13 protein-coding genes are annotated in these 14,186 nt (G+C 46.3%); 3 read left to right on the forward strand and 10 right to left on the reverse strand.

Annotated elements, in window-relative coordinates:
• Nucleotides 1–22: 22 nt before the first annotated feature.
• The gene (gene dnaB, locus NKE59_RS02580) at nucleotides 23–1,429 is read left to right on the forward strand and encodes a replicative DNA helicase (protein ID WP_353439886.1); all 1,407 of its coding nucleotides are present in this window, start codon (nucleotides 23–25) and stop codon (nucleotides 1,427–1,429) included.
• Here dnaB and NKE59_RS02585 read toward each other — a convergent pair whose 3' ends face one another.
• The 10 genes from NKE59_RS02585 to NKE59_RS02630 form a co-directional block, all read right to left on the reverse strand.
• Nucleotides 1,430–1,975: a C40 family peptidase gene (locus NKE59_RS02585; protein ID WP_353439365.1), complete on the reverse strand. Its 546-nt coding sequence runs from the start codon at nucleotides 1,973–1,975 to the stop codon at nucleotides 1,430–1,432.
• Nucleotides 1,956–3,623 (reverse strand): PhoH family protein, encoded by a 1,668-nt coding sequence (locus NKE59_RS02590; RefSeq protein WP_353439366.1) that lies wholly within the window; start codon nucleotides 3,621–3,623, stop codon nucleotides 1,956–1,958. The genes NKE59_RS02585 and NKE59_RS02590 overlap by 20 nt, the downstream gene beginning before the upstream one ends.
• 215 nt (nucleotides 3,624–3,838) lie before the next feature.
• The gene (locus tag NKE59_RS02595) at nucleotides 3,839–4,306 is read right to left on the reverse strand and encodes a peroxiredoxin (RefSeq protein WP_353439367.1); all 468 of its coding nucleotides are present in this window, start codon (nucleotides 4,304–4,306) and stop codon (nucleotides 3,839–3,841) included.
• 24 nt (nucleotides 4,307–4,330) lie between these two features.
• On the reverse strand, nucleotides 4,331–5,263 hold the full coding sequence (locus NKE59_RS02600) for a polysaccharide deacetylase family protein (protein WP_353439368.1): 933 nt from the start codon (nucleotides 5,261–5,263) through the stop codon (nucleotides 4,331–4,333).
• Between the two features lie 12 nt (nucleotides 5,264–5,275).
• The gene (locus NKE59_RS02605; protein WP_353439369.1) at nucleotides 5,276–6,316 is read right to left on the reverse strand and encodes a bifunctional UDP-4-keto-pentose/UDP-xylose synthase; all 1,041 of its coding nucleotides are present in this window, start codon (nucleotides 6,314–6,316) and stop codon (nucleotides 5,276–5,278) included.
• 39 nt (nucleotides 6,317–6,355) lie between these two features.
• Complete coding sequence (locus NKE59_RS02610; protein ID WP_353439370.1) at nucleotides 6,356–7,258, reverse strand: formyltransferase; 903 nt, start codon at nucleotides 7,256–7,258, stop codon at nucleotides 6,356–6,358.
• A gap of 4 nt (nucleotides 7,259–7,262) precedes the next feature.
• Complete coding sequence (locus NKE59_RS02615) at nucleotides 7,263–8,243, reverse strand: glycosyltransferase (protein ID WP_353439371.1); 981 nt, start codon at nucleotides 8,241–8,243, stop codon at nucleotides 7,263–7,265.
• Nucleotides 8,244–8,276: 33 nt separating this feature from the next.
• The gene (locus NKE59_RS02620; RefSeq protein ID WP_353439372.1) at nucleotides 8,277–9,434 is read right to left on the reverse strand and encodes a DegT/DnrJ/EryC1/StrS aminotransferase family protein; all 1,158 of its coding nucleotides are present in this window, start codon (nucleotides 9,432–9,434) and stop codon (nucleotides 8,277–8,279) included.
• A gap of 4 nt (nucleotides 9,435–9,438) precedes the next feature.
• Entirely contained in the window at nucleotides 9,439–11,133 is a 1,695-nt protein-coding gene (locus NKE59_RS02625; RefSeq protein ID WP_353439374.1) for a glycosyltransferase family 39 protein, read from the reverse strand.
• 11 nt (nucleotides 11,134–11,144) lie between these two features.
• Nucleotides 11,145–11,531 carry an Mth938-like domain-containing protein gene (locus NKE59_RS02630; RefSeq protein WP_353439375.1) on the reverse strand — a complete coding sequence of 129 codons (387 nt, stop codon included), beginning with the start codon at nucleotides 11,529–11,531 and terminating at the stop codon, nucleotides 11,145–11,147.
• Nucleotides 11,532–11,615: 84 nt separating this feature from the next.
• Here NKE59_RS02630 and NKE59_RS02635 point away from each other — a divergent pair, with 84 nt between their 5' ends.
• Both NKE59_RS02635 and NKE59_RS02640 read left to right on the forward strand, forming a co-directional pair.
• Nucleotides 11,616–12,872, forward strand: a complete 1,257-nt coding sequence (locus NKE59_RS02635; RefSeq protein WP_353439377.1) for a pyridoxal phosphate-dependent aminotransferase — start codon at nucleotides 11,616–11,618, stop codon at nucleotides 12,870–12,872.
• The gene (locus NKE59_RS02640; RefSeq protein ID WP_353439378.1) at nucleotides 12,872–14,182 is read left to right on the forward strand and encodes a homoserine dehydrogenase; all 1,311 of its coding nucleotides are present in this window, start codon (nucleotides 12,872–12,874) and stop codon (nucleotides 14,180–14,182) included. Before NKE59_RS02635 ends, NKE59_RS02640 begins: the two co-directional genes overlap by 1 nt.
• Nucleotides 14,183–14,186 lie beyond the last annotated feature (4 nt).

Here is a 14,186-nt window from a genome sequence, read left to right on the forward strand (position 1 = left end):
TACTATTTCAATGACCCCGGGAATGTCTGGGGCAGGGGACGCAGTTGTACAGGCACTTAAGGTGCCACCACATTCCGTCGAGGCTGAGCAATCAGTTCTCGGCGGTTTGCTTTTAGACAATACCGCTTGGGATCGATTGGGTGGCATTCTCTCCGAAAATGATTTCTATCGACCCGAGCACTCCCTGATTTACCGAGTGGTTCAGCGGCTAATTAGTGATAACCGTCCAGCAGATGTCATTACCGTTTATGAATCCATTAAAACGGAGCCTGAGGCTGATCTTATCGGCATCGATTATCTCAACTCATTAGCGCATAACACGCCGAGTGCAGCTAATATCAAAGGTTATGCAGAGATCATTCGTGATCGCAGTATCTTGCGACGCTTAATTCAGGTATCGGACGGGATTGTTAACTCTGCATTCCTGACTGAGGGCCGATCGGTTCAAACCTTGCTTGACGAAGCAGAGTCACGCATCTTGCAGATTGGCGAAGAGGGTAATCGTAAAGCGGATTACTTAGAGATTGAGCCCCTTCTTAAACAAGTAGTTGCCAGAATCGATGAGCTCTATAACCGTGATGGCGGTAGCGATATCACTGGTATTGCGACCGGATTTATTGACCTGGACAAACAAACAAGCGGTTTGCAAAAAGGTGATTTGGTTATCGTAGCGGGAAGACCTTCAATGGGAAAGACTGCTATGGCACTCAACATTGCGGAGAATGTTGCCCTCAATGAGGGTTTACCGGTTGTAGTGTTCTCGATGGAGATGTCAGGCGCGCAGTTAGCAACTCGTCTTTTAGGTTCTGTAGGGCGCGTTGACCAAAGTCGGATGCGCACTGGTAAATTAGGTGATGATGAGTGGCCACGGGTAACCGATGCTATTGCACGTTTAAGTAATACCCAAATTCTGATTGATGAAACTGGTTCGCTTACCTGCTTAGAGTTGCGTGCACGGGCGCGACGTATTGCTCGTAACTACGGCGGTACCTTGGGTATGGTCGTGGTGGATTATTTACAGTTAATGAGCGGTAGCACAGGCGGTAGTGGTGAAAACAGGGCTACTGAGATTTCTGAGATCTCACGGTCTTTAAAGTCTTTGGCAAAAGAATTGCAATGCCCTGTCGTGGCACTTTCCCAGTTAAACCGTGGCTTAGAGCAAAGACCCAATAAACGACCCGTGATGTCAGACTTACGTGAATCGGGTGCTATTGAGCAGGATGCTGACCTCATTTTGTTTATTTATCGTGATGAGGTCTACCATCCCGACACCACAACCGATAAAGGTATTGCTGAAATAATTATCGGTAAGCAACGAAATGGCCCTATTGGAACAGTCCGCTTAAGCTGGCAAGGTCAATTTACAAAGTTTGATAACCTCGCTGCAAATACCGGCGCCTCCTATGGCGGTGGTTTCACACCCTTTTAATTAGTTACCAGTCGTTACGCTAGCCACCCGTCTTGCTTCGGTATAGCGTGAAGCCCAATAGGGTGTATCAATTCGATCTAAGCGAACAGTGCCACCTGCACTAGGAGCATGAACAAAGCGACCTTTACCCACATAGATTCCAGCGTGCGAGTAGCGCTCACCCGTAGTGTTAAAGAAGACCAAATCACCCGGTGCTGGGGCTTGCTGACCAATTCCACGCCCAGCATTACTCATTTGCTGGATGGTGCGTGGCAACTGAATTCCAGAGCTTTTATTGAAGACATAAGCAATTAAACCGCTGCAATCAAAGCCACCCGCGGGGGTATTACCACCATAGCGATAAGGCACGCCCACAAGCCCAATTGCTGCGATGGAGATGTCTTCACTGCCAACACTCGTATCATTTTTGAAGTGTGCAATCCTTGGGCTCGATGAGGCCTCACTGGAAGTACGAGGGCTAAATGTGCTGCAAGCACTGAGCGTTGACACACTCAGTACAAGCAGGGCAATCCATCGAGCAGAATTTTTACAAAGCTTCAGCAGCATGGTCAGCTAGTCGCGAACGTTCGCCACGAGCCAATGTAATGTGACCACTATGGCGCCAACCTTTAAAACGATCAACCACATAGGTGAGGCCCGACGAACCCTCTGTGAGATAGGGTGTGTCGATCTGAGCAATATTGCCCAAACACACAATCTTGGTGCCCGGCCCAGCTCGCGTTACCAAAGTCTTCATCTGTTTAGGAGTTAAGTTCTGCGCCTCATCAATAATCAGAAACTTACTCACAAAGGTGCGACCGCGCATGAAGTTCATGCTTTTAACTTTGATGCGTGAACGGATTAACTCCTGAGTAGCAGCACGACCCCATTCTCCTGCACTGTCATCATTGCGATGTAAGACCTCAAGGTTGTCATCAAAAGCACCCATCCACGGCTGCATTTTTTCTTCTTCAGTACCTGGCAAGAATCCAATATCTTCCCCAACCGGAACGGTCGCACGGGTAATGATGATTTCGTTATAGCGTTTGCTGTCTAGAACCTGCTCTAGTCCTGCAGCCAGAGCTAATAGGGTTTTGCCAGTACCAGCCTGACCTAAGAGCGTCACAAAATCAATATCAGGGTTCATGAGCAAGTTCATGGCAAAGTTTTGCTCACGATTGCGGGCAGTAATGCTCCACACATTATTTTTCTGGTGCGAGAAATCTTTTAGGGTTTGTAATAAGGCAGTCTTACCGTTAATCTCCCGAACTAATGCATAAAAAGGAGTAGAGCCGTCAGGATTTTCTTGATAGACAAATTGATTCACCAACATACTGGGAACAAGTGGCCCAGTCACTCGATAGAACATAGTGCCACTTTTGCCGTCTGCCCAACTTTCCATTGCCTTGCCATGTTTGGGCCAAAAATCAGCGGGCAGGGTCATGACCCCTGAATACATCAGGTCACGGTCTTCTAAGACTTGATCATTGAAATAATCTTCTGCAGGCAGCCCAAGAGCACGCGCTTTGATGCGCATATTGATATCTTTGGAGACTAAGACTACTTCTTGATTGGGCTTCGCCTTTTGCAGGTCGCTTACCACTCCCAGAATTAGATTATCACCTTTGCCCTCTGGTAATCCTTCAGGAAGGGGCGTACTTGAGAAATGAGTTTGGAAGAACAGGCGCCCAGTCGCATCCTGATTTCCTAATTTATTCAGCGGTATACCCTTATCGAGTTGACCGCTAGTACCAGCGATAAGTTGATCTAGGGAGCGACTGACCATACGAGCATTGCGCGCAACTTCACTCATCCCCTTTTTATGGTTATCCAATTCCTCTAAGGTGGTCATGGGTAAATACAAATCATGCTCCTCGAAGCGGAACAGAGAGGATGGGTCATGCATTAATACATTGGTATCTAGTACAAAAAGACTGGGGGGGCCGGTACGGATGGTACGCTTAGGCCGTTCATTCTTGGCTTCTAATTTCTTTTCTAAGTATTGTGCTGGTGCATCCGTTTTGATTCGCTCAAGCGCCTCTTCGGCAGCGGATAGATCGTGTTCCACTTCTTCCACAACATCTCCGTTTTCAACCCAGACTGAGCTAGTAGCTAATTTCTTGACCTTTTTGGGAGGGTTTTTGAGATCAGGTTGTTTCTGATGACTCAAATTCACTTGGTCAGCAATTTGGGTAGGTAGGGGAGGTAACGGCATGCAAGCTTCTCCTAAATGAAAAAACCGCCTAGCTGATGCTGTGGGCGGTTTAGGGGGGTGCGAGGACTTCGGCGGTATGCACAGATTTTGAGGGGACTGGGACTTGGGCCCCGTCTAAGGAGACCTAGAAGCTGATTAATCCAATCCCATCGCTTACGGTGCATATATCCATACTGTACCCCAATTTTGTGTCTTTGCAAGTACAGTAAAAATACCTAGTCCAGTTTCTTGGCGGCAGCTAAAACCTCAGCCACATGACCTGTTACCTTGATACCCCGCCACTCTTTTTGCAGAACTCCTTTGCTATCAAATAAGAAGGTGCTGCGATCAAGCCCCCGGACCTGTTTGCCATACATATTTTTCATTTTCATGACACCAAAGATAGCGCAAAGCTTTTCTTCAGTATCGGCAACCAGCTCAAAGGGTAGATCAAGTTTTTGGCGAAAGTTCTCATGCGAGCGCAGGTGATCTCTCGATACACCAACGACCAAAGCATTCGCTTGATTAAAGGATTCAATGTGATCTCTAAATTCGCCAGCCTCGACAGTACATCCAGGCGTTGAGTCTTTGGGATAAAAGTACAAGACCAATTTCTTGCCTTGATAGGCTTTGGGAGAGAAGGTGAGTTGTGATGTTGCTGGGATCTCACAGTACGGTATGGTTTGCCCAATTTTGATAGTCATATTACATTCCTTCATTAGTATTCATTAAAAATCTGTGCTTGTACTAGCCTGCACCATCAACTCGCCACTTCGATTAGCAATACTTCCGTACTTAAATTGCTCAGTCGCTATTTTATCGAGCTGTCCAGTAGCTGCCCAAGAGCGATGTAATACCCCCATTGTCACAAGTTCATGTCCTTGCTCCAGCCATCCTAGGAGTAGTTTGCGAAAGGCCGGTAGCAGCTTTTGACCTTCGAGCTCTGCATGCAGAGTAAAGACCTGATCATTGGGATTGCTCTGTGTCATTGCCAGAATTTGTTGTGCAGCTCCAAATGCATCCGTACCATCTATACCGATTAGCTCATCAAAAGTAGGTAGAGTGGTGGGGTATTGGACATGTTTACTTTTTTGCTGACCAAACGCGATTCGATAAGGAACCAAATTTGGGGCAGAGCGACCATCGGAAGCATAGAGCATTCCCCAAGCGTCAATTTGCTCTAAAGCAGCAAGATTCATTTGCCAGCCTGCGGCACCATGGGTTACTGGAGGGTGACCAAAGATCTCGATAAAACGATCGTAGGCTTTTTGCATCTGCTGACGCGTCCACGAGGCATCACGCTGATGGACATTATCTTGCCAATACACATGATCCCATGTATGAATCCCAGTCTCATGTCCCGCTTGATCCACCGCACGCATTTCATTGGCAGCTCGTTTGCCAATGTCAGGAGCAGGCAGTAAAACACCATACAAGAGGGTCTTTATGCCATAGTGCTCAACAACCGATGTGCGCGAAACTTTTTTTAAGAATCCAGGTCTAAATACACGCTTTAGTGCCCAACCCGTATGATCTGGGCCTAAGCTAAATAAAAAGGTTGCACCCACTCCGAGTTCAGCAAAGAGTTTGGCTAAGTTAGGGGTGCCAACTTGAGTACCCAACAGGGTATCAACATCGACTTTTAAGGCGATCTTGGCCATCAGGAATAGGATCTAGTCGACGAGATGACGGGCTTTATCAACATCATTGCGATAGGCTTCAAAGATTTTGGCAAGAGCGTCTTCCATCGCAGTACTTGGCTTCCAGCCCAGCTCTTGCATCGTATTGCTAATAGCGGGCACACGATTTTGTACATCTTGATACCCAATACCGTAATAGGCTTTGGATGTTGTCTCAATCAGCTTTACTTTGTCAGCTGTAACGACGTATTCCGGTATCTTTTTCGCAATCGTTAGCATCATATTGGCCAATTCTTTGACCGAGTGATTATTCTTTGGGTTACCAATGTTATAGATCTTGCCGTTGGCAATATCATTTTCATTGGCAATGATATGCATTAAAGCGTCAATGCCATCATCAATATACGTAAAGGCCCGCTTTTGTGAGCCACCATCCACGAGATTGATCGGTTCACCGCGCACAATATGACCTAAGAACTGAGTAACTACGCGCGAGGATCCTTCTTTGGGAGTGTAGATACTATCAAGACCTGGCCCGATCCAATTAAAGGGTCTAAATAGTGTGAACCGTAACCCTTCCATACCGTAACCCCAAATCACACGATCCATTAATTGTTTTGCACACGCATAGATCCAACGTGGTTTATTAATGGGGCCATAGACCAAATTAGATTGTGCTGGATCAAACTCGGCATCTTCGCACATGCCATAGACCTCAGAGGTGGATGGGAAGACTAAATGTTTGCCGTACTTGACCGCGGAACGGACGATGGGGAGATTTGCCTCAAAGTCGAGCTCAAAAACTCGCAGGGGCTGTTGTACATAGGTAGCTGGGGTCGCAATTGCCACTAGGGGCAGAATGACATCGCATTTACGAACATGGTACTCAACCCATTCGCGATTGATAGTGATGTCGCCTTCAAAGAAATGCATTCTGGGATTGCTGAGCAAATCACCGATTCGGTCGTTTTGCATGTCCATGCCATAGACCTCCCATGAGGTGGTCTCTAGAATGCGCTTGGATAGATGATGACCAATAAAACCATTCACACCCAAAATGAGGACTTTTTTCATAAAACTAATTCCTTTTGATTGAACTACACCACTAGGCATTCATTGAACTTCTACGGATAGAAGTTCAAGTACTTTGCCATCACCACAGAGGCCGAAGTATCGATTATCGACTAGATGAAGTCCTGGCGTCGATTTTTTGAGGATCTGAGCAACTTGGGGGCTGAGATCAGTTTCAATAATAAGGGGTAGTGAGCTTTTGGAAAGAATCCATACCCTTCCTTGAAACTCGGTAAATGCGCCTGGATAGGGCGGGGCAACGGCCCGAATTAAGTTGTAAATTGTGATGGCAGGCTGAGACCAATCAATACGGCCATCCTCAGGTTTGCGGCCCCCGTAATAATTGCCTCGGCTGAGATCATTTGGGCTTCTTGGAATCTCACCCTTCATAAGCTTTGGTAACACTCTTTCTATTACTCGCTTAGCTGCATTACTTACCTTATTAAATACATCATGGGCAGTTTCATGGATCTCAATAGAGACTGCAATTTGGTCAACGATATCACCGGCATCAGGTTTAGCTTCCATCACGTGCAAAGTAGCCCCGGTTTCCACTTCTCCATGCAAAACTGCCCAATTAACGGGGGCGCGCCCACGATACTTTGGTAATAGAGAGCCGTGCATATTCAGCGCTGCAAGCTTGGGCACTTTCAATAACTCTACCGGAATCATGAAGCGGTAATAGAAGGAAAAAATATAGTCTGGTGATAGCGCTATAAGTCGAGGTAAAAGTTTTAGTAATTGATCGCGTTCTACTATTTCATAGGGAATATGATTCTCTTGGCATAGCTTGGCAACACTGCCAAACCAAATATTTTCATTGGGGTCATCCTCGTGCGTAATGACTAGATCGATATGCATTCCTGCATCGAGCAGAGCCTGCAAACAATATACGCCCACATCATGGTAGGCAAAAACAACTGCATGTTGATTGACTTGATTCAAGAATCTAGGATTTTGCTTGCTCTAGAACGGCGCTGACCATGTAGCGTGGGCGTTGCCGAACTTGTTGATAGATGCGACCAATGTACTCACCAAGCAGTCCAAGCCCAAAGAGCATGACCCCAATAAGGAAGAAAGTAAGCGCAAACAGGGTAAAGACACCCTCGACCTCAGCGCCTAATACAAAGCGCCGAATCAAGAGTAATAAAAATAGAGAGCCTGCCGCTCCAGCCAACAACATCCCAAGGATAGAAAAAATCTGGAGTGGCATCACCGAGAAACCAGTGACCAAATCAAAATTAAGCCGGATGAGTTGATACAAGCTATATTTAGATTCCCCTGCAAAACGTTCTTCGTGTTTGACAGAGATCTCAATCGGCTTATTTGCAAAGGTGTAGGCGAGCGCAGGAATAAATGTATTAGCTTCCTCGCACTGTGATACCAAATGAACAATGCGACGATGGTAACCCCGCATCATGCAACCCTGATCGGTCATGGTGATCCGAGTCATTTTGTCACGCAGATGATTCATGGCACGCGAGGCACTCTTTCGAAACCAAGAGTCTTGGCGATTCTCGCGAATGGTGCCAACATAATCATGCCCCTCCTCTAGTTGACGAACAATTTTTCTAATTTCTTCCGGAGGATTTTGCAAATCAGCATCTAGCGTAATGACGTATTCACCACGAGCGTATTCAAAGCCAGCCATGATCGCCATATGCTGACCAAAATTATTAGCAAACAGAACTACACGAGTTACATCAGGACGCTTTTCATACTGCATCGCCAAAATAGCCGCAGAGCGATCTTTGCTTCCATCGTTCACAAAAACAATTTCATACGATAGGGCAAATTGAGAAGTGATTTGATCAAGCGCGGGATAGAGTCGATCAAACAAAGCATTTAGACCATCTTCCTCGTTGTAGACCGGAATGACCACGCTAAGGCGAGGCGCATCACTGCTAAATTGGATTGGAGAGTTGTTCATGTCTACATTTTGCCTGAACAGCGACTTGCGTTATTAGTTCAGGACTTGAGTGAGGGCCTCGACCACGCTATCAATATCGTGTGAGCTCATGGTGGGGAATAAAGGGATGGTCAGGATAGAGCGACCAATCTCCGCAGCAATGGGGGTGGATTCGGGGCGATAGCCTAATTTACGATAGAGCTCAAACCCAGTAATGATGGGGTAATGCACCCCAGTACCAATGCCACGCTCTTTCAGGGTCGTCATCATGTCACCACGAGAGCGTTGCAAGCGAGTCAATGGCAAAGTAACCTGAAACATATGCCAGTTACTCTGTTCATAGTCAGCTACGGGCAGACCTAAGCCTTTGTTAGCTAAACCGGCTTGAGTAATTTTCTGGAAATATTCTTTAGCTAACTCGATACGCCTCTTCTGAAATTGATCTAACTGTTTGATCTGATGCAAGCCAATCACGGCATTGATATCGGTTAAATTATCTTTACCGCCCAAGATGTCCACTTCCATCCCGTCGGGACCGCTGCGAACTAAACCTTGTAATCGTAATTTCTCTGCTAGACGTACTTGGTCTTCGCCAAAACGTTCAGTATTAAAAACTAAACAACCACCTTCAATGGTGGTGAGGTTTTTATTTGCCTGAAAACTAAAACTGACTAAATCATGTTTACCTGCATGACCAATTCGGGTTCCATTCCAGGAAGATCCTAAGGCTTGCGCCGCATCTTCAATCACGCGCAAACCGTGTTGATTTGCCAATGCATATAAAGCATCTACATCAAGCGGTAAGCCTGCTAGGTAGACTGGCATGATAGCTTTTGTATTTTTACTAATAGCCTTAGCTACTTGATTGAGATCTAGATTACGTGTTTGAGGATCAACATCAACAAATATTGGCTTTGCGCCAACGGCCAGAATGACATTGGACGTGGCTACCCAAGAAATCGGGGTTGTAATTACCTCATCGCCCGGACCAATTCCGGCAACCTGAAGTGCAATCTTCATTGTGGCTGTACCGTTTGCAAAACAGCGCACAGTTGCGCCGCCCAGATAATCTCCGAGAGCATTCTCAAACTCTAGAACCTTAGGGCCTGAGGTAATCCAACCTGAGCGTAGAACATCAGCAACGGCAGCAATCGTCGCCTCATCAATCGTGGGTTTGGTAAACGGAATAAATGGCAGGGTGTCTTGACTCATTCGTCTATTGTCGCAAAGCTGGCGAAGGGTGTCTAACGATTACTCGTCTGGAGTCTCTCCCCAGCTCCTCCATGGGAAGATTCATTTGCTTGAGCTCCTCATATTGAGAGGGAATCATGACTGCGATTGCTTTGGGGTCTTGGTTCCAGAGGGCGATGAACTCTTGTAAAGAAGGAACCAATTTATGAGGCTCTTGTTTGGAACCAAAGGTCAGCTCATCGGTAAATTCCACCATGATGGTATTACGCTCTAAGTAAAACGGTAGGGTATGGTCAAGCAGACGCACGGAGTATATCTTGGCATCACTAGGTATTTGACCTTTCACCTTTTGGGCAAGGTCATAGCCAGATACCGCACGACCTAGAGTTTCGTGACCGGTGCCGGCGATCGTTGCTGTTAGGAAAAATCCAAACGCAAACAATCCAATACTGAGCAGGGAATTTCTTTTAGCAAGCAGCGCTGCACAGAGGCTAAAACTGAACAAGCATAGAAGTGCTACCGTAATCCAAACGGTATAGGCTTGATATGCCTCGACCTCATCGGGTTGACCGTTTCGTCCAACCTCAGACAGAAAGAAAAAGCCGACGATTGCCAGAACTGCAAAAAAGACTGTTTGTACTCTCCAGCCATTCGATAGACTGGGGTGGGTTTCTAAATAGTCAATGATGGATTTGCTTGCCAAGATAGCGAGCGCTGGAAATACCGGCATGATGTACCCCGGTAATTTAGAGCGTGACACGCTAAAGAAAAGCAGGATGATGACAAACCATGCCCAGAGCATCCAGCTTGCCGAGAATTGACCAAGGCAATACTGCTTGATAGTTTGCCAAGCCGATTGGAAGAACTGAGGCATCCATGGCAGAAAACCAATTATCACTAGGGGCAAGAAGAAGTAAAAGGGCGCAGTACGCCGATGCGCATCAGCTGTGAAGCGTTCAAAGTGCTCATGAATGAAAAAGAAATGCGCAAACTCTGGATTTTGTATCGATACTGCAATAAACCAAGGTGCAGTCACTGCTAGGAAAATGATTAAGCCGCTAACAATGTGAAGCCTAGTCAAAATACGCCAATCCCAGCGAGTGATCATGTATGCAAATAACACCATCCCCGGGATCACAACACCAATGAGGCCTTTTGAGAGGGTCGCTAGACCCATTGCTAACCAACAAATCCACATCCAATGTCGCGCTGCGCGCAGACGATTCTCATTAAAATTATGTTGAGCCAGAAGTAATGAACATAGCGCCAGATTCAAAAAGGCAGACAGTCCCATATCGAGAGCATTAAAGTGCCCACCCACCACCCACATTGGACTTGCCAATAAGATGAGTGCTGCAAGATAGCCTGCGAGTGATCCATACAGACGAAATGCAGTAAAGCCCACCAACAGAATAGTGAAGTAGCTAGTGATGCCACTCCAGAATCGAGCCTGCCACTCTCCTAAACCAAATAATTGAAAGGTGATTGCAGTAACCCAGATGTGAAAGGGCGGCTTCTCAAAATACTTATAGTCGTTATAGCGAGGCGTAATGTAATCACCGCTCACCATCATTTCACGAGCCATCTGTGCATAGCGACCCTCATCGCTTGGGATGAGGTGGCGGTAATCAAGTGTGCCAAACCAAAGCAGAGTCGCTAAAGTAAATAATAGCAACAGTGCTGGGGAGCTTAAGGGCGTAATTTGGCGATTGGCGTTCATGAGAGTCCGTTTTAAACCAAATTGCTTGTATCTAGAATGATGGCTGCTAATACCTGACGACCCTCGTTCATCAAAATGTTGTACGTGCGGCAGGCTGCTTGGGAGTCCATCATTTCAAATCCAATTTTGGCTTGTATGAGGGGCTTAATTAACTCTGGTTTCAAGAACTGCTGTTTCTTACCCGTACCAATGATGATGAGCTCTGGCTTAAATACGCATAAGCTGGCTAAATTATCTGACGATAGATCCGCAAACGCACTTACGGGCCAGGGGCTTATTTCACCCTCTGGTTGGACAATTAGCGCATGTGGATAGACCTTTGAGTTGACCTCGATATAGCCAATTCCGTAGCCTGTGATTGTATTTAGGCTGGATTGGGGGTCAGAATGTAACTTCACGCCGAGGCTCTGTCATAATTAAGGGATTATAGCTAGCAATTTATCCCTAGATTTCAAGAGCTTAACCATTTAGAAGACCTCATTGTGAAACCGATCCAAAAGTCCGACAAACTAAATAATGTCTGTTATGACATTCGTGGCCCCGTTCTGGAGCTTGCTCAGCGCATGGAAGAAGAGGGTCAGAAGATTATTAAGCTCAACATTGGGAACGTCGGTGTATTTGGTTTTGACCCGCCCGAAGAGATTCAGTTGGACATGATTCGTAATTTAGGTAATGCCTCAGCCTATTCTGACTCAAAAGGTATTTTTGCAGCTCGCAAAGCAATCATGCAGTACTGCCAAGAGAAGGGTATTCAGGGCGTTACCCTTGACGATATTTATACCGGCAATGGTGCCTCTGAATTAATTGTGTTGGCCATGAACGCATTGCTAAATAATGGTGATGAAGTGCTCGTACCGGCACCTGACTATCCATTATGGACGGCTGCTGTGTCTTTATCGGGAGGCACCCCCCATCATTACTTGTGTGATGAAACTAAAGACTGGGCGCCTGATATGAATAATCTGCGCTCAAAGATTACGCTGCGCACCAAGGCAATTGTTGTCATCAATCCCAATAATCCAACGGGTGCTTTGTATTCCAAAGACATTTTGTTGGAAATGATTGCAGTTGCACGTCAACATAATTTAATTCTGTTTGTTGATGAGATTTATGACAAGATGTTGTTTGATGGTGAGAAACATATTTCTCTGGCATCGCTCTCGACCGATGTCGTCACCATTACCTTTAACGGACTCTCCAAAAACTACCGTTCGTGCGGGTATCGCTCTGGCTGGATGGTGGTCTCGGGTGATAAGGCGATGGTCGCTGACTATATTGAAGGGCTCAATATGTTGTCTTCCATGCGTCTATGTGCAAACGTACCTGGACAATATGCGATTCAGACCGCATTAGGGGGTTATCAAAGTATTAATGACTTGGTTGCCAAGGACGGGCGGCTCGCAAGACAGCGTGATCTTGCGTATAAATTAATGAGCGAGATACCGGGTGTAACGGTTACTAAGCCAAAGGCTGCTTTATATCTGTTTCCAAAATTAGATCCAGATATGTACCCCATTAAGGACGATCAGCAATTTATTGCTGATTTACTGAAAGAGGAGAAAGTGCTGTTAGTTCAAGGAACTGGATTTAATTGGCCACACCCAGATCATTTCCGGATAACGTTCTTGCCTCATGAAGATACCTTACGCGAGGCAATTAAGCGTATTGCCCATTTCTTGGAACGGTATCGTAATAAACACGCATTAAAAAAGGGTGCTGCGGCGACAGCAAAAGCATAATGAAACCCATTCAAGTAGGACTTCTCGGTATCGGAACCGTTGGTAGCGGAGTATTTACTGTTTTAGCTCGCAACCAAGAAGAAATTAAACGCCGCGCTGGCCGCGGTATTCGGATTCATATGGTTGCCGATCTCGATACTAAGCGTGCCCAAGAAATGGTGAACGGTCAGGCTGAGGTGGTGGCTGACGCGCGGAAGGTGATTCAGAACCCTGAAATTGATATCGTGGTTGAGTTAATTGGTGGGTATGGAATTGCTAAGGATCTAGTGCTTGAAGCTATTGCTGCCGGCAAGCATGTCGTCACTGCGAACAAAGCCTTAATTGCTGTTCATGGTAATGAGATCTTTAAGGCAGCCCACGCCAAAGGGGTGATGGTTGCCTTTGAAGCAGCGGTTGCTGGTGGCATCCCCATCATTAAAGCATTACGCGAGGGCTTAAGTGCTAACCGAATCGAGTGGATTGCGGGCATCATTAATGGCACTACTAACTTTATTTTGTCCGAGATGCGTGATAAAGGCTTGGACTTTAATACTGTCTTAAAAGAGGCTCAGCGCTTGGGCTATGCCGAGGCAGATCCTACTTTTGATATTGAAGGTATTGATGCTGCCCATAAGGCCACGATCATGAGTGCGATTGCATTTGGTGTACCAATGCAATTTGCAAAGGCCCATGTGGAAGGAATTACCAAGCTTTCTGCAATCGACATTAAATATGCAGAACAATTGGGGTACCGCATTAAGTTACTCGGTATTACCAAGAAGACCCCAAGTGGTATTGAGTTACGTGTGCACCCAACCTTAATTCCTACCAAACGCTTATTGGCTAATGTGGAAGGTGCGATGAATGCCGTTCAAGTTCACGGCGATGCGGTTGGCACTACTTTGTATTACGGTAAAGGCGCTGGCTCTGAGCCAACTGCATCCGCAGTGATTGCAGATTTGGTCGATGTGACACGCCTACAAACTGCCGATCCAGAAAATCGGGTCCCGCATTTGGCATTTCAGCCCGATGCATTACAAAACACGCCGATTTTGCCAATGGCAGAGGTCACCACAAGTTATTACTTACGTTTTGCGGTGGCAGACCAGGCTGGTGTTTTGGCTGAGATAACACGTATTTTGGCTGCTCATGGGGTATCCATTGATGCCCTGTTACAGAAAGAGGCCGCAGAGGGTGAGAGCCAAACGGATCTGGTGATTTTGACCCACGAGACCAAAGAAAAAAATATGATGGCAGCAATCACAGAGATGCAAGCTCTCAAGACTGTGCTCGGCGAGATTGTCAAGATTCGCCTTGAAAACCTCTCCTAATTAG

The sequence above is a fragment of the Polynucleobacter sp. UK-FUSCHL-C3 genome (genome assembly GCF_040409815.1).
Classification (GTDB): domain Bacteria; phylum Pseudomonadota; class Gammaproteobacteria; order Burkholderiales; family Burkholderiaceae; genus Polynucleobacter.